Raw genomic sequence first — 15,669 nt, 5'->3', positions numbered from 1 at the left:
TCGGTATCAAAAAAGAAAATTATGGCAATTATTATAACCGATGAATGTATCAATTGTGGGGCATGTGAGCCAGAATGTCCAAATACCGCTATTTATGAAGGTGCCGATGAATGGCGTTATGGCGATGGTACTTCCTTAAAAGGTGATGTTGTCCTGCCCGATGGAAAAGCGGTAAATGCGGATGAGGTCCAGGAACCTGTAAGTGACGAAATATATTATATTGCCCCGGATAAATGTACCGAATGTATGGGCTTTCACGAGGAGCCCCAATGTGCTGCCGTTTGCCCGGTAGATTGCTGTATTCCCGATGAAGACCGGGTAGAATCCGAAGAGGTTCTTTTAGGCAAACAAAAATTTATGCATCCAGAAGATTAACGTTAATATATTCCGGCGTTTAAAAGATAGGATCAAAAGAATTGTTATACCCAGGTTTTGCTTGGGTTTTTTGTTTATTTGTTTTCGCCTTAAAACACACGTAAAAAACTATCTTTGCACCCGAATTTTAAAAGTTCAGCATCTAACTTCCGAAAATAATGAAAGCAGGTATCGTAGGATTGCCCAACGTAGGAAAATCCACTCTTTTTAATTGTTTGTCCAATGCCAAGGCGCAAAGTGCCAATTTTCCCTTTTGTACCATAGAACCCAATATCGGTGTAGTGAACGTACCGGATTCCAGATTGGAAAAACTGGAATCTTTGGTTGGTCCGGAACGTGTTTTGCCCGCAACCGTTGAGATTGTGGATATTGCAGGTTTGGTAAAGGGAGCGAGTAAGGGCGAAGGATTGGGAAACCAGTTTTTGGGCAATATTAGGGAGACCGATGCCATTCTTCACGTACTCCGTTGTTTTGATAATGACAATATTGTACATGTAGATGGGAGTGTAGATCCCATACGGGATAAGGAAACCATTGATATGGAGTTACAGCTCAAGGATTTGGAGACGGTAGAAAAGAAGTTGGACAAGGTTAAAAGGGCTGCAAAAACTGGGAACAAAGAAGCCCAAAAAGAAGAAGTCGTTCTTTTAAAATTGAAGGAAGGGCTGGAATCGGGAATTTCTGTCCGGGCCATTGAAATTGCCGAAGAGGCACATAACGAATATGTAATGCCGTTACAGTTCATTACGGACAAACCCGTTATGTATGTCTGTAATGTGGACGAAGGTGCTGCGATAGACGGAAACACCTACGTGGAGAAAGTGAGGGCCGCCGTTGCCGATGAAAATGCCGAGGTAATCGTTTTGGCGGTAGGGACCGAAGCTGACATTACGGAGTTGGAGACCTATGAAGAACGCCAAATGTTCCTAGAAGACCTGGGGCTTTCCGAACCGGGATCTGCCAAACTCATTCGCGGAGCCTATAAACTGCTCAATCTGGAAACCTATTTTACGGCCGGGGTCAAAGAGGTCCGGGCGTGGACCATTCCGATCGGGGCCACCGCACCGCAGGCAGCGGGGGTTATCCATACCGATTTTGAAAAAGGCTTTATCCGTGCAGAAGTTATTGCTTATAATGACTACGTACAATACGGTAGTGAAAGTAAAGTGAAAGAGGCAGGTAAGATGCGGGTGGAAGGCAAAGAGTATATCGTGAAAGACGGTGATGTCATGCATTTTAGGTTTAATGTATAGAGCGTTCCAGGCGTAATAGAAGCGTCTTAATAATGCGTTTTGATACTGTGGATTGTGGTATCATGTACTTTATTGACATGAATTTTAACCAAAAATCCCCCCTGGCTTTCCATCATATCTTCTTTTGGGAAGAGGTCGTAATTGCGAAGGTGATTTCCGAGAGCGGGACAAACAACGATTTCGTTTTTTGATTTTTAGAAGGAAGGGGATACATCTCTACGGGAACCGGAATGCTTTTGCTATCAACAATCCTATCCATCATATTGTTAATTAATTTACCATAGAGGGTTTTTATCTTTATATGGGGCTTGCTATCTTTAGCAACACTTTCATAAATTTTAGTTAAATGTCCGCCAATAATCAGTACACTGAAGATAATATCCGCTCGTTAGATTGGAAGGAGCATATCCGATTACGTCCGGGTATGTATATTGGTAAGTTGGGCGATGGTTCCTCTGCCGATGATGGTATCTATATCCTCCTCAAAGAAGTCATAGACAATTGTATCGATGAATTTGTTATGGGTGCGGGCAAGACCATTGAAATCAGTATCAAGGACAAAATGGTGAAAGTACGGGATTATGGCCGTGGCATTCCCCTGGGAAAAGTAGTGGACGTTGTTTCCAAAATGAATACGGGAGGGAAGTATGACAGCAGGGCATTTAAAAAATCGGTCGGCCTCAATGGTGTAGGTACAAAAGCCGTAAATGCACTCTCCAGTTTTTTCGAGGTACAATCCTCCAGGGACAATAAAATAAAGACCGCCCAATTTAGTCATGGTAATCTCAAAATGGAGGAGGGGCCCGAAGAAACGACAAAACGAAAAGGCACCAAAGTTTCCTTTACACCGGATGAGACTATTTTTAAAAATTATAAATACCGTAACGAGTATGTTGAGCGTATGCTCAAAAATTATGTGTACCTGAACCCCGGCCTGACCATTGTTTTTAACGGGGAAAAATTTCATTCGGAAAATGGATTAAAAGACCTTTTAGAGGACAATAATAACGTAGAGGATATGCTCTATCCCGTTATTCATTTAAAGGGCGATGACATAGAAGTGGCCATTACGCACAGTAAAACACAGTATAGTGAAGAATACCATTCTTTTGTCAACGGGCAGCATACTACGCAAGGAGGTACGCACCAAGCGGCATTTCGCGAGGCTATTGTAAAAACGGTCCGTGATTTTTATAATAAGAATTACGATGCTTCCGATATCCGGAAATCCATTATCTCCGCCATTTCCATAAAGGTAATGGAGCCCGTTTTTGAAAGTCAGACCAAAACAAAGCTAGGTTCGACCGAAATGGGAGGGGAATTCCCCACCGTTCGTACTTATATCAATGATTTTGTGGGCAAGTACCTGGATAATTATTTACACAAGAACCAGGAGACAGCAGATAAGCTGCAGCGCAAGATCATCATGGCGGAAAAAGAGCGCAAGGAACTTTCCGGAATACGTAAGCTTGCAAAAGACCGTGCCAAAAAGGCAAATCTACATAACAAGAAACTACGCGATTGCAGGGTGCATTTGGGCGATATGAAGAATGACCGCAGATTGGAGAGCACCCTATTTATAACAGAGGGCGATTCGGCTTCCGGATCCATCACCAAATCAAGGGATGTGAACACCCAGGCCGTATTCAGTTTACGGGGCAAACCATTAAATTCCTATGGGATGTCCAAAAAGATCGTTTATGAGAATGAAGAGTTCAATTTGCTGCAAGCCGCTTTGAACATTGAGGAGTCCATGGAGGATTTGCGCTATAATAATATTGTAATCGCGACGGATGCCGATGTTGACGGTATGCACATACGCCTGTTATTGATTACATTTTTCCTTCAATTTTTCCCTGAATTGATCAAGGAGAACCACCTGTATATTTTACAGACCCCTTTGTTCAGGGTAAGGAATAAAAAGGAAACCATCTATTGTTATAGTGATGAAGAGCGGCAATATGCCATAAACAAACTTTCCGGGAAACCCGAAATAACCCGATTTAAGGGCTTGGGCGAGATTTCTCCGGATGAGTTCAAACATTTTATAGGGGATGACATCCGACTGGAACCGGTAATGTTGGACAAGGCCATGTCCATTGAGGAATTACTGAGCTTTTACATGGGTAAAAACACTCCGGACCGCCAAGAGTTCATTATTGAAAACCTTAAAGTGGAAATAGATTTAATTCACGAAAACTAATTATAAACCAAGTAAATACGATTGTTTCTGAATGGAAGAAAATGAGGATTTGAATGAGGAACGGAACGAAAATCTATCTGCTGGTGAACCTATCAATGAGGATTCCTCGGATGCTTTGACCCGTGTTACGGGCATGTACAAGGATTGGTTTTTAGATTATGCTTCCTATGTGATCCTGGAGCGGGCGGTACCTGCTATTGAAGACGGATTTAAGCCCGTACAGCGCAGGATTATGCACGCGCTAAAGGAATTGGACGATGGGCGTTATAATAAAGTAGCGAACGTAGTAGGGCATACCATGCAATACCACCCCCACGGCGATGCCAGTATTGCCGATGCCATGGTACAGATAGGTCAAAAAGACCTGTTGATCGACACGCAGGGCAACTGGGGGAATATACTCACTGGGGATAGGGCCGCGGCTTCACGATATATTGAGGCCAGACTCTCCAAATTTGGACTGGAAGTAGTTTTTAGTCCAAAAATTACCGAATGGCAAATGTCCTATGACGGTAGGAAAAAAGAACCCGTAAATCTGCCGGTAAAGTTTCCGTTGTTATTGGCCCAGGGCGCAGAAGGTATCGCGGTAGGACTATCTACCAAGATTTTGCCCCATAATTTCGGGGAACTTATAGATGCCTCCATCAAACATCTAAAAGGGCAAAAGTTTAAACTTTTTCCGGATTTTCCCACGGCGGGCATAATCGATGTCACCAATTATAACGATGGCCTAAGGGGAGGTAAGATCCGTGTGAGGGCAAAAATAGCCAATAAGGACAAGAATAAATTGATAATCAATGAGATACCATACGGAACCAACACCTCTTCTTTAATAGATTCTATCTTAAAAGCCAATGATAAAGGCAAAATTAAGATTAAGAAAATTGAGGATAATACGGCAGCCGAGGTTGAAATAATAGTGCATTTGCCTTCGGGTATTTCACCGGACAAGACTATTGATGCTTTATACGCCTTTACTTCCTGTGAATCCTCCATTTCACCTTTGGGCTGTATTATTGAAGATAACAAACCATTGTTCATAGGGGTTTCGGAAATGTTGCGTCGTTCCACGGAAGCCACGGTGGAGCTCTTAAAACGCGAACTGGAAATCCAACTTTCAGAATTAGAGGAACAATGGCATTTTGCTTCTTTGGAACGTATTTTTATAGAAAACAGGATCTATAGGGATATTGAGGAAGAAGAAACTTGGGAGGGTGTGATCAAAGCCATAGACAAAGGACTGAAGCCACATATCCAGCATTTGCGCAGGGCGGTGACCGAAGCGGATATCGTAAGATTAACGGAAATCCGCATCAAACGTATTTCCAAATTCGATTTGGACAAAGCACAACAACATTTAGAATCCCTCGAGGAAAAAATAGCTCAGGTGAAGTATCATCTGGAGCACCTTATCGAATTTGCGATCGATTATTTCAAAAACCTGAAAACCACTTACGGAAAGGGTAGGGAGCGCAAATCCGAGATTCGCATTTTTGATGATATCGAGGCGACTAAAGTGGTCATCAGAAATACCAAGCTCTATGTGAACAGGGAGGAGGGTTTTATAGGTACTTCGTTAAGGCGGGATGAATATGTTACGGATTGTAGTGATATAGATGATATTATTGTTTTTACCAATGATGGTAAAATGATGGTGACCAAAGTAGATGCCAAAACCTTTATCAGTAAGGGAATACTGCATGTCGCCGTTTTCAAGAAAAAGGACAAACGCACCACGTACAACATGATTTATAAGGACGGTAGCCGTGGTCCTACCTATATTAAACGGTTTAACGTTACGAGCATTACCCGGGACAAGCCGTATGATCTTACGGCGGGCAACACCGGTTCCAAGGTATTGTATTTTTCGGCAAATCCTAATGGGGAAGCGGAGGTGATAACGGTCAATTTGCGTCAGGCGGGGAGCATAAAAAAATTAAAATGGGATATGGATTTTGCGGACGTGCTTATAAAGGGCAGGGCCTCAAAAGGTAATATTGTAACTAAATACACGGTCAAGCGCATTGATTTAAAAGAGAAAGGGGTCTCTACCCTAAAGCCCAGAAAAATATGGTTCGATGATGTGGTAAGACGATTGAACGTTGATGGCAGGGGAGAATTGCTCGGTGAATTTAGGGGAGACGACCTGTTGCTCATCGTAACCCAAAAAGGAGTGGTGAAAACCGTCGCCCCGGTACTGACCTCACGTTTTGATGACGACATGGTCGTTTTGGAAAAATGGAAGCCTTTAAAGCCCATATCGGCAATATATTGGGAAGGGGAGAAGGAACGTTTTTATGTAAAACGCTTTTTGGTGGAAAATGGCAACAGAGAAGAATTTTTTATTACGGAACACCCAAAGTCTTATCTGGAATTGGTTTCTACGGATTGGCGACCGGTAATCGAGGTAGAATTTCCGAAACCAAGGGGCAAAGAACCCAAAGACAATCTTAATGTAAAGATCGAAGATTTTATCGCGATCAAGGGCATAAAGGCCCAAGGGAATCAGTTAACGACCGATAAAGTAAAGAATATCAATTCTTTAGACCCTTTGCCCTATGAGGAGCCGGAGCAGAAAGAAACTACGGAAATAGAAGTAGTGGACGAAGAAAATGTAACATCCAATACCAAGGGCATCATCTCAAGCACGTCTACCAATGACAAGCTAGATACCGATAATGATTCCGAGACGCAAACGACTTTATTTTAAACCGTCCATAATTTTCAAACCGAATAACAGATCAAATAGTCTCAAAATAAGAAAAATCATAAGCTTGTTCAGGATAAACCCACAAATGAAATAATTTATAAGATTAAAGATCGGGCAAGTTAGATAATAAGGAACTTTTATAACTATATTAGCCAAAATTGAATTGAATGGATTTTACCAACCCCCTGGTTTACGGAGTACCCTGTTTTATTATCTTTATTTTATTGGAATTGACCTATAGTAAAACACATGGGGACAATGATCTGTATGAATGGAAAGACCTATTCGCCAGTGGTTTTATGGGTGTTGGTTCAGCTATAATCGGCCCACTTTTCAAGGTGATTTTTGCCATTGTTCTGTTCAAGTTCACTTTTGAGTTTTTTAACCCGGAAGTAGATGGGGTTCGTACGCATCTTTTAGGATACCGGTCATTTGGTTATGCCTGGTGGGTATTCTTACTTTGCCAGCTTGCGGACGATTTCACCTATTACTGGTTTCATAGGGCAAACCATGAAGTCCGGGTGTTATGGGCCGCACATATCGTGCATCATTCCTCCGATAACTATAATTTGGGTACGGCGGTGCGTAATGGTTGGTTCACGATTCTATACAAGCCCCTTTTTTATATGTGGATGCCGGCGGTAGGATTTCCACCCGAAGTGGTCATGGTATGTTTGGGAATAGAGGCGTTATGGCAGTTTCAGTTACACTCGGTATACGTCCCGAAAATGGGAATTATAGAGAAAGTTTTCAATACCCACACCATGCACCAGGTACACCATGCCCAAAACGTGGAATATTTGGATAAGAACCACGGAGGGTTTTTAAATATTTTTGATAAAATATTCGGCACCTGGAAAGAACTGGATGATGATATAGATGTAAAATACGGAGTAATCCACCCGCCAAAATCCCATAATCCTATAGAGATTTTAACACATGAGTACCGTGATATCTGGAAAGATGTAAAGAAGTCACCTAAGCTATATCATAAACTCATGTATATCTTTGGGCCTCCCGGCTGGAGTCATGACGGCAGTACCATGACCGTAAAACAACAACAACGCCTATTTGAAAAACAGAAAGAATTAAACCCTCAGGTGGTATTTGAAAGACCTAATTAGGAACTAAAAAACTTTAAAGGTTAATAATAAATAATAAACCGTCTTCTCCTTCCTAAGGTCAATGTGGATAAACCATGGAACTTGAGAGTATGTAATCTGGACTCAATTTATAATAATCGTTTTTAACGTAATGTGTTGAAAAACACGATGTGTCATTCGATAGCTTGAAAGTATGAGCGAAGAGAAACCTCAATGTGTTGGGATTCCTCTTCGTGCCTCATCCGGAATGACAGGCGAACTCTAAAAAGAATTCTATTCTTTTGTTTAAAACTACGGATTTAAAATCCATAATGATTTATTCCTGTTGATTGCCGGATTTATTCTTCTTCATCCTTAGGTCAAAGAACTCTACCATAAGCGAAAAAGCTATGGCAAAATAAAGGTATCCTTTAGGAATGGTTCCTATTTCATTGTTAAATACAACCAAATGGCTTAAATGGGCCGCTTCCGCAATAAGCATAAAACCGATCAGGATCAAAAAAGACAATCCTAAAATTTGTACGGATGGGTGCTTGTTTACAAAGTTGCCAACGGGATTGGCGAAAAGCATCATGATAACCACGGAAATAACCACGGCCACGACCATAAGGATCAGGGCATCGTTCGGGTTGGGCGAAATACCATTGGTCATCCCGATAGCCGTTAAAATAGAGTCAAAAGAGAATACAATATTGATTACGGTAATTTGAACGATGGCATTGGTCAACGAACTGGAACGGGCTTTTTTCACTTCGCGTTCATCATGGCCCTTATCCTCTACTTTTTCATGGATTTCCTTGGTACTCTTGTAAAGCAGGAAAAGCCCGCCGCCAAATAATATAAGGGCCTGGCCACTTATTCCGCCCGTTATCCAATTTAGGTCCAGTGTCCAAAACGGTTTTTTCATTGAAGTAAGTAACGATATTCCAAAAAGGAGCAGGATACGCATGGCCATGGCTAATACCAGACCAATACTGGTGGCTTTCTTTCGTTGGCCTTTTTCCAGTTTTCCTGCTGCTATGGAGATAAAGATGATATTATCGATCCCCAATACAATTTCTAAAAAGGTAAGTGTCAATAACGCGATCCAGGCATCTGGACTTGTAAAGATTTCAAACATGGTCAATTGGTTTTGTAGGCGGTTCCCTTTTCCACTCTTAATTTTCTATTTGGATCCTTAACGGCACTTTTATATTCAAAGACATAGGAACTATCCGTTGTACTAATGATTTTATACTGGATGGCGACCTTACTGTTTACATCTTGCAATACAAATTCACAATCATTGAACCATCGTATGGTGGCACTATCCACTTTATTGTCGTAATGATCGATACTGTATTTTTCATCCCGAACGAATTTTCCGATTTTCAAAGTATCCCCGATCGTATATTCAAACTTAAAAGTTCCCGTTCTGTACGATTTACAATCCCTTTCTGGTCGATAACAGGAAGTTAGGATCCACAGGATGCAAAAACTGCCGACTACTTTTTTTAACATCTTTGCAAAATAAACAAAATAGCAATGATCACGATTCTTTTACCTTGTTTTCTTTAAAGGTGAAACCTGATTTTGCAAAATTCGTAAATCACGTTTAAAATTTTAAGTGGAATCTATGGTCGGCAACCATCTATTCATCATAAAGAGAGAGGGGGCTACTTTAGTATTTTGACCCTATAATAAAATTGCTAATGATCCCGGAAAGATTTGAAACTACCGTCCCTGTAAAAAATAACGATACGTTCTATAGTGTCTTTTGATGTGCTTTCGTTCAGATTCCCTTTAACATCACCGGAAAGGTTGGGCAGTGTATTCGATTTTTTGATATGATTCGCTACGGATGGGAATTCTCCTTTGCCATACAATAACCAATAGAGGTCTATTTCCGGAAAGCCATCAATAGTTTTTAAGACAAATTCCAAGCTGGGTTTGTTACGTCGTTTTAGTAAATGCGAAATACCCGATCGTTGCACTCCGATCTTATCTGCAAAATTAGCGGCGGACAGTTCGTAATGTGCAAGAATCCTTTCAATTCTTTTGATGATGGCTTCCGTATCCATAAGCGATTACAAAGTTAAATAATAAGAAGGTCACTTTGTGCGAACAATATGTATAATTTTAAAAATTAAATATATTATAATTAAATTTTTAATATAAATAAAATAATATAAATTACTGATTATAAATAATCTATATTCGATAATGTTCAATAATTTAATATTGTAAACATATGCATTGGAACATGCGATTGGATTTTTAAATAATAGTTTACAATTGTAATTTATATCTGTAGTAGCTTTGCGTTTTTAGATATACTACATGATGGTGTCACAAAAAATGTATTTAGAAATAAAAGTTTCCGAAATTCAGGGAAGGCATATTACCCATGAGCATCTATCCGGATTTTTGAACAATTTGAGCTTTCCCTTTAATGTAGCGAAAATTGGAAGTTCCGTGAACGGGGAACCCATTCATAGTATAAGTTTTGGAACAGGCCCAAAAAAAATTCTGATGTGGTCCCAGATGCACGGCAATGAATCTACTACGACAAAGGCTGTCCTGGATTTTATCAATCTATTGAAATTGAGGAAGGACGATTTTGGACATTTACTACAAATGTGTAGTTTTAAGATTATTCCGATCTTAAATCCCGATGGAGCAAAAGCATATACCCGGGTAAATGCCAATAGTATCGATCTAAACAGGGATGCCCAGGACCTTTCCCAACCGGAAAGTAAGATTTTGAGAAATGTTTATGATCAATTTCGGCCCCATTATTGTTTTAACCTGCATGATCAGCGCACAATATTTAATGTAGGCGAAACTGAAAAACCGGCTACGGTCTCATTTTTGGCCCCCGCGTTTGATGCCCAAAGGAATATATCTCTCTCACGTAAAGAAAGTATGCTGTTGATCGTAGCCATGAACCAAACCTTGCAAAAGCTGATTCCCGGTCAGGTAGGTCGTTATGATGATGCCTTTAACCCCAATTGCGTTGGCGATGCCTTCCAAATGCTGAAAACCCCCACGATACTTTTTGAAGCAGGGCATTTTGAAAATGATTATGATAGGGAAAAAACCAGGGAATATATATTCCATGCCTTATTTACAGCTGTAGATGCCATAACAAAAAATACGATAGTAAACTATGCATTGGAAGATTATCAAAGCATACCGGAAAATGCCAAGCAATTCTTTGACGTTCTTATTCAGAATGCCTCACTTTACAGTCCTTCGCTAAGTTCAGAACGTATCGGGGTTTTATATCAAGAGGTTTTAAAAGAAGGTGAGATCAATTTTGAACCAAAAATAGAAAAGAAAGTCGCAGATTATGAGACTTATTACGGTCATGTAGTTAAGGATTGCTCCAAAAAAGACGATTTGGAATGGTTGTCCGACAAGGGTATTTTAAAATTATTACAATAGATACTATTTGTTTATATACGCTGAAATATGATAATGTTTACATTTTCATTAAAAAATAATGACATTCTTTAAATTTAATTTCATAATTTTTTATTTTTGCCACAAAATCACTAATCATGGGAAAAGTAAAACTAGACGAAATAGATCATCAGATTCTGGATATGTTAATTGACAATACCAGAACTCCATTTACCGATATAGCAAAAAAATTACTGATTTCAGCGGGTACGGTACATGTACGGGTTAAAAAAATGGAAGAAGCCGGAATTATAAGAGGTTCTTCATTAACGTTGGACTATGTAAAATTGGGGTATGCCTTCATAGCCTATGTAGGTATATTTTTAGAGAGAACACACCAGACAAAGTTTGTACTGGAGCGTTTGAACCAAATCCCTAATGTAACCATAGCCCATATTACTACAGGGAAATTCAATATTTTCTGTAAGATCAGGGCAAAAGATACTACGCATGCTAAAAATATTATTTTCAAAATTGACGATATAGAGGGCATCAGCCGTACAGAGACCATGATTTCCTTGGAGGAAAGTTTTAACGACAAGAAACGATTGATGCATACGATCTTTAACGAGATGTAATGAATTTTTAAAAACCCGGTAAGCCCAATTATATTTGATTGGGCTTTTTTGTTTCAAACAGGTTTAATTGGGTTCATAGGCGTTTTATCCAAAAAACAATGAAGTGCTTTATACTTTCTGCATTTAAGCGAGAATTAACTATATTTTGTCTGTTTGATGGTTTTTTTGAGTTGCATAGCATTGCTACGGAAGAAAAAAAAGAAGAAAAACAGCAATTCTTTAGCAAATGGAAAAAGTTTAAATTACTTCAATAGCACTTATGAGAATATCTGATTTAAAAGCGGCCGAATTTAAACACTTTTACAGAACGTACCTGAACGTTTTGGACGATGTGGAATTGATGGATTCCCTTCAGGATGGAAGGAAATGGTTTAAGAAGTTTATGGATAAACTGCCGGATGAAAAGCTTCAATATCGATATCAAGAGGGAAAATGGACAATTGCGGAAGTATTGTTACATATTATTGATGCGGAACGTGTATTTCAGTACAGGGCTTTCCGGTTTTCAAGAAATGACAGGACCGCATTGTCCGGATTTGATCAAAACGATTTTGCAGCGGAATGTGAAAGTGAAAAGAGAAACAAAGAAAGTATTCTTAAAGAATACCTATCCGTTCGGAATGCCACTTTACGGCTTTTTGAAACAATGGATGCTATAAAATTGAAACGTGTTGGAACGGCGAGCGGAATGCCCTGGAGCGTAGCGGCCCTGGGTTTTGTTATTAGTGGTCACCAAAAACATCATGCCGATATTTTGGAAGACCGTTATCGTTAACTCAATCTATATTCAGGAAATCTTCAGATTCCGAATCAAAATTTATTTCCATTTCCTGTTGAATGGATTTTTCCACTTCCTTATTGGATGAAGTGGGTTTGGATTCCATTTCCCGTTCTATGGTCTCCTCGAAATTGGCAATGAAATTAGATAGGTTCTTGCTTATTTTGACCAGGTATAGCGTATCCGCCGTTCTTAATTCAACAGCTTCGACAAGTTCACCGTGCTGGTTTTTAAAAACGATAATATCATCATCGCCATAGCCATAGGGGTAGGTATCTATCAATAATGCGGCCAATTGATGGTCCAATTTTTTGTAATCTATCAAACGTCTTGTCATAGCGGATAAGGTTGGTCATATTTCCGTTACCTAAACTAGCCTTTTTATAGATGTACAAACTAAAAGAGTTGTGAAATCGATGATTTAGTATATGAAGTTTTTATTCCATGTAGTATGCAAAAGCCTCCTTAAAAAGTTCTTGGGGAATTTGAACATCGATTGCCGTTTTTCCAATGGTCGTAAGCAATACAAAATTAATCCTACCATGGGAATTCTTTTTATCGTATTTCAACAGCTCCAGAATATGGTCAATATCATCATCGGAAAATATAACCTTATCAAAATAGTTTAAAAAGGTAGTTTTAATATCCTCCAGTTCCTTTAGGGGAAGATTACAAGTTTTATAGGACAGAAAACCTTCCAGAATCATGCCAATGGCAATGGCTTCACCATGTAACAGTAATTCCTGGTCCTTGTGTTCCAAAAAATAAGATTCGATGGCGTGGCCCAAGGTATGGCCATAATTCAATACTTTTCGAAGATTTTGTTCCGTGGGATCCTTGAGTACCACCTCATTTTTTATTTGTACCGATTTAAAGATATGCGCTTTCATATCGGAAAGGCCCGACACTTCTTTCAACTGTTTCCAATACCCTTGATTTCGGATAAGTCCATGTTTCAACATTTCGGCAAAGCCACTGGTTATTTGCCTTTCCTCCAAAGTATCCAAAAATGGGGGAATGATCAATACCATAACAGGCTGGTTGATTACGCCTATCTGGTTTTTCAATAAACCCAGATCAACCCCGGTTTTACCACCGACCGAAGCATCTACCATAGAAAGTAGGGTAGTGGGGACATTTATAAAATCTATTCCCCTTTTAAAGGTAGAGGCTACAAACCCTCCTAAATCCGTAAGGACACCACCGCCCAAATTGATCAGTAGGCTCTTTCTGTCCGCACCAAGGTCGGACAAGGCTTCCCATACCCCAACGCAGGTATCTATGGTTTTGTTGATTTCACCCGATGCTATTTCTATAATCTCAAAAACATAATCCCCGGATATTTCTCCCATAAAAGGAGCCAGGCAATATTCGTGGGTATTTTCATCTACCAATATATAGATGATGGAATACTTGTTCTCTGCCAATGTGGTGTTCAATGCATCAAAGGCACTTTCGTTAAAATGAACCGCATATGAATCTGAAATTATGGACTCCATAGTGTCTGATTGATCGTTTTATAACAAAAAATTAAAGCACAAAATAAAGGTAAATTTTAATCAAAGGAATAGAATTACTGTGTTTATATTTGACCACTAAAAAAAACGTTATAAATGAACAGGATTTTTGAGAATACCGCAACAGCTTTTTCATTAAAAACGGATTCCGAATTGGAGCGGGCCTATTTTTTGTTTAAGATGATCGCTAATGAACCTCTGGTAAAAATGGGTACGTTAATGACCAATTTTGCCATAAAGGCCCGATTGCCGGTAGAAGGATTGATAAGGGCTACGGTCTTTGATCATTTTTGTGGAGGGGTAAATGAAAGAGATTGTTTGCCGGTAGTAGATCGTATGTGGGAAAAAGGAGTGTGTTCCGTATTGGATTATTCGGTCGAGGGAAAAGATGAAGAAGATCCTTTTGACAATGCCACCGATATTATTTTAAAAATCCTGGATTTTGTAAAGGAAAAAGATGCGATACCGTTTGCCGTGTTTAAACCCACAGGTTTTGGGCGATTAGCCCTTTACCAGAAAATAGGCGAAGGAAAAAAACTTTCAGAAAAGGAGCAGGTGGAGTGGCAAAGGGTAGTGGCCCGTTTTGATAGGGTATGCAAAAAAGCACATGATTTGGACGTTTCCTTATTGATCGATGGCGAAGAGAGTTGGATGCAGGATGCCGCGGACAATTTGGTAGAGGATATGATGCAAAAATACAACACAAAGAAAGCGATAGTGTTCAATACGTTACAGATGTATCGTTGGGATAGGTTGCCCTATCTCAAGAAGCTTCACGAACGTGCCGTGAATAATGGTTTTAAAATTGGTATAAAGGTGGTGCGGGGTGCTTATATGGAAAAGGAAAATGAGCGAGCGAAAGCGTTGGGGTATCCAACACCTATCTGCAAATCCAAGGCAGCCACAGATATTAATTTTGATGCGGCCGTAGCGTATATGATAGAACATTTGGACGTGATATCCCTGTTTTCAGGCACCCATAACGAGGAGAGTTGCTATAAATTGATGGAATTGATGGATCAAAAAGGAATGGAAAAAAACAACGCGAATATTTGGTTTGGACAATTATACGGGATGAGCGATCATATTTCTTTCAATTTGGCGGCCAACGGTTATAACGTTGCCAAATATTTACCTTTTGGCCCTGTTCGGGACGTTATGCCTTACCTCATTAGAAGGGCCGAGGAAAACACATCGGTCGCCGGACAAACAAGCAGGGAACTTGGGTTGTTGAAGGAAGAAAGGATACGACGAAAAATGTAACGGTTTAAACATGGGAACCGTTTATTGTTGAACGGAATAAGTTACTTTTTCCAGAATGGCTTTTTCAGGGCAGTTTTTAACCTGTACCACTGCCTCTTTGTTTTGTAAAGTTCCCGTTATGATATACGTTTTACAGGGCCTGGATTTCGTATCGCTTTTGCTGAAATCAACATCGCCCTTCGTTAAAAAAAGTTTGATATCCACTGTGTCCAAAGTCTTGTTGGTCAATAATCCTTGAACATCCTCGGCATAGAAAAATGGTTTGGAACGAATATCCTTTAAGGTACGGCAATTGGGTAGATAACAAAAAGAGACACCGGTTTCATCCGATTTCTTTTTCAAAAAAAAAGCCAGGAAAACGATCCCTATGGATAATCCGAACAAATAAAAACCCAATCGTTTTAAAAAGGCCATGTACACCGGTTTTTCACAAAGTGCAAAATTA

15 protein-coding genes are annotated in these 15,669 nt (G+C 39.8%); 9 read left to right on the top strand and 6 right to left on the bottom strand.

Annotation, left to right across the window (positions count from 1 at the left end):
• The first annotated feature begins 21 nt into the window (after window positions 1-21).
• From ACKWB9_RS05395 to ACKWB9_RS05375, 5 genes are all read left to right on the top strand, one after another.
• Entirely contained in the window at window positions 22-375 is a 354-nt protein-coding gene (locus tag ACKWB9_RS05395; protein ID WP_414001977.1) for a 4Fe-4S dicluster domain-containing protein, read from the top strand.
• A gap of 158 nt (window positions 376-533) precedes the next feature.
• A complete protein-coding gene (gene ychF, locus ACKWB9_RS05390; protein WP_414001976.1) occupies window positions 534-1,628 on the top strand; it encodes a redox-regulated ATPase YchF in 1,095 nt (364 codons plus the stop codon).
• Window positions 1,629-1,974: 346 nt separating this feature from the next.
• Window positions 1,975-3,831, top strand: coding sequence for a DNA topoisomerase IV subunit B (locus tag ACKWB9_RS05385; protein ID WP_414001975.1), 1,857 nt, complete (start codon window positions 1,975-1,977; stop codon window positions 3,829-3,831).
• Window positions 3,832-3,862: 31 nt separating this feature from the next.
• Window positions 3,863-6,541, top strand: coding sequence for a DNA gyrase/topoisomerase IV subunit A (locus tag ACKWB9_RS05380; protein WP_414001974.1), 2,679 nt, complete (start codon window positions 3,863-3,865; stop codon window positions 6,539-6,541).
• Window positions 6,542-6,708: 167 nt separating this feature from the next.
• Window positions 6,709-7,665 (top strand): sterol desaturase family protein, encoded by a 957-nt coding sequence (locus ACKWB9_RS05375; protein WP_414001973.1) that lies wholly within the window; start codon window positions 6,709-6,711, stop codon window positions 7,663-7,665.
• 295 nt (window positions 7,666-7,960) lie between these two features.
• Here the strand turns inward: ACKWB9_RS05375 and ACKWB9_RS05370 are convergent, their stop codons facing one another.
• The 3 genes from ACKWB9_RS05370 to ACKWB9_RS05360 form a co-directional block, all read right to left on the bottom strand.
• Entirely contained in the window at window positions 7,961-8,764 is an 804-nt protein-coding gene (locus ACKWB9_RS05370; RefSeq protein WP_414001972.1) for a TerC family protein, read from the bottom strand.
• Window positions 8,765-8,766: 2 nt separating this feature from the next.
• Entirely contained in the window at window positions 8,767-9,144 is a 378-nt protein-coding gene (locus tag ACKWB9_RS05365) for a hypothetical protein (protein ID WP_414001971.1), read from the bottom strand.
• Window positions 9,145-9,332: 188 nt separating this feature from the next.
• Window positions 9,333-9,704 carry a helix-turn-helix transcriptional regulator gene (locus ACKWB9_RS05360; RefSeq protein ID WP_414001970.1) on the bottom strand — a complete coding sequence of 124 codons (372 nt, stop codon included), beginning with the start codon at window positions 9,702-9,704 and terminating at the stop codon, window positions 9,333-9,335.
• A gap of 277 nt (window positions 9,705-9,981) precedes the next feature.
• Here ACKWB9_RS05360 and ACKWB9_RS05355 point away from each other — a divergent pair, with 277 nt between their 5' ends.
• The 3 genes from ACKWB9_RS05355 (at window position 9,982) to ACKWB9_RS05345 (ending at window position 12,441) form a co-directional block, all read left to right on the top strand.
• Window positions 9,982-11,070 carry a M14 family metallopeptidase gene (locus tag ACKWB9_RS05355; RefSeq protein WP_414001969.1) on the top strand — a complete coding sequence of 363 codons (1,089 nt, stop codon included), beginning with the start codon at window positions 9,982-9,984 and terminating at the stop codon, window positions 11,068-11,070.
• A gap of 116 nt (window positions 11,071-11,186) precedes the next feature.
• On the top strand, window positions 11,187-11,666 hold the full coding sequence (locus ACKWB9_RS05350; protein WP_414001968.1) for an Lrp/AsnC family transcriptional regulator: 480 nt from the start codon (window positions 11,187-11,189) through the stop codon (window positions 11,664-11,666).
• A gap of 259 nt (window positions 11,667-11,925) precedes the next feature.
• Entirely contained in the window at window positions 11,926-12,441 is a 516-nt protein-coding gene (locus tag ACKWB9_RS05345) for a DinB family protein (protein ID WP_414001967.1), read from the top strand.
• Window position 12,442: 1 nt separating this feature from the next.
• Here ACKWB9_RS05345 and ACKWB9_RS05340 read toward each other — a convergent pair whose 3' ends face one another.
• Window positions 12,443-12,781, bottom strand: a complete 339-nt coding sequence (locus ACKWB9_RS05340; RefSeq protein ID WP_414001966.1) for a hypothetical protein — start codon at window positions 12,779-12,781, stop codon at window positions 12,443-12,445.
• 100 nt (window positions 12,782-12,881) lie between these two features.
• Window positions 12,882-13,943: a 3-dehydroquinate synthase gene (gene aroB / locus ACKWB9_RS05335; RefSeq protein WP_414001965.1), complete on the bottom strand. Its 1,062-nt coding sequence runs from the start codon at window positions 13,941-13,943 to the stop codon at window positions 12,882-12,884.
• A 114-nt stretch (window positions 13,944-14,057) separates the two neighbouring features.
• Here aroB and ACKWB9_RS05330 point away from each other — a divergent pair, with 114 nt between their 5' ends.
• A complete protein-coding gene (locus ACKWB9_RS05330) occupies window positions 14,058-15,224 on the top strand; it encodes a proline dehydrogenase family protein (protein WP_414001964.1) in 1,167 nt (388 codons plus the stop codon).
• Window positions 15,225-15,245: 21 nt separating this feature from the next.
• On the opposite strand, the gene ACKWB9_RS05325 is transcribed toward ACKWB9_RS05330, so the two are convergent.
• Window positions 15,246-15,638 (bottom strand): DUF4258 domain-containing protein, encoded by a 393-nt coding sequence (locus ACKWB9_RS05325; RefSeq protein WP_414001963.1) that lies wholly within the window; start codon window positions 15,636-15,638, stop codon window positions 15,246-15,248.
• Window positions 15,639-15,669: the final 31 nt, after the last annotated feature.

The sequence above is a fragment of the Maribacter spongiae genome (assembly GCF_047345125.1).
Classification (GTDB): domain Bacteria; phylum Bacteroidota; class Bacteroidia; order Flavobacteriales; family Flavobacteriaceae; genus Maribacter.
The sequence above is the reverse complement of the archived record's forward strand: the minus strand, read 5'-3'. Positions and strand labels throughout refer to the sequence as shown.

Excerpts from the sequence above, each read along its gene's own strand:
- ACKWB9_RS05395 (WP_414001977.1), top strand. The coding sequence starts at position 22 with ATGGCAATTATTATAACCGATGAATGTATCAATTGTGGGGCATGTGAG.
- ychF (WP_414001976.1), top strand. The coding sequence starts at position 534 with ATGAAAGCAGGTATCGTAGGATTGCCCAACGTAGGAAAATCCACTCTT.
- ACKWB9_RS05385 (WP_414001975.1), top strand. The coding sequence starts at position 1,975 with ATGTCCGCCAATAATCAGTACACTGAAGATAATATCCGCTCGTTAGAT.
- ACKWB9_RS05380 (WP_414001974.1), top strand. The coding sequence starts at position 3,863 with ATGGAAGAAAATGAGGATTTGAATGAGGAACGGAACGAAAATCTATCT.
- ACKWB9_RS05375 (WP_414001973.1), top strand. The coding sequence starts at position 6,709 with ATGGATTTTACCAACCCCCTGGTTTACGGAGTACCCTGTTTTATTATC.
- ACKWB9_RS05370 (WP_414001972.1), bottom strand. The coding sequence starts at position 8,764 with ATGTTTGAAATCTTTACAAGTCCAGATGCCTGGATCGCGTTATTGACA.
- ACKWB9_RS05365 (WP_414001971.1), bottom strand. The coding sequence starts at position 9,144 with ATGTTAAAAAAAGTAGTCGGCAGTTTTTGCATCCTGTGGATCCTAACT.
- ACKWB9_RS05360 (WP_414001970.1), bottom strand. The coding sequence starts at position 9,704 with ATGGATACGGAAGCCATCATCAAAAGAATTGAAAGGATTCTTGCACAT.
- ACKWB9_RS05355 (WP_414001969.1), top strand. The coding sequence starts at position 9,982 with ATGTATTTAGAAATAAAAGTTTCCGAAATTCAGGGAAGGCATATTACC.
- ACKWB9_RS05350 (WP_414001968.1), top strand. The coding sequence starts at position 11,187 with ATGGGAAAAGTAAAACTAGACGAAATAGATCATCAGATTCTGGATATG.
- ACKWB9_RS05345 (WP_414001967.1), top strand. The coding sequence starts at position 11,926 with ATGAGAATATCTGATTTAAAAGCGGCCGAATTTAAACACTTTTACAGA.
- ACKWB9_RS05340 (WP_414001966.1), bottom strand. The coding sequence starts at position 12,781 with ATGACAAGACGTTTGATAGATTACAAAAAATTGGACCATCAATTGGCC.
- aroB (WP_414001965.1), bottom strand. The coding sequence starts at position 13,943 with ATGGAGTCCATAATTTCAGATTCATATGCGGTTCATTTTAACGAAAGT.
- ACKWB9_RS05330 (WP_414001964.1), top strand. The coding sequence starts at position 14,058 with ATGAACAGGATTTTTGAGAATACCGCAACAGCTTTTTCATTAAAAACG.
- ACKWB9_RS05325 (WP_414001963.1), bottom strand. The coding sequence starts at position 15,638 with ATGGCCTTTTTAAAACGATTGGGTTTTTATTTGTTCGGATTATCCATA.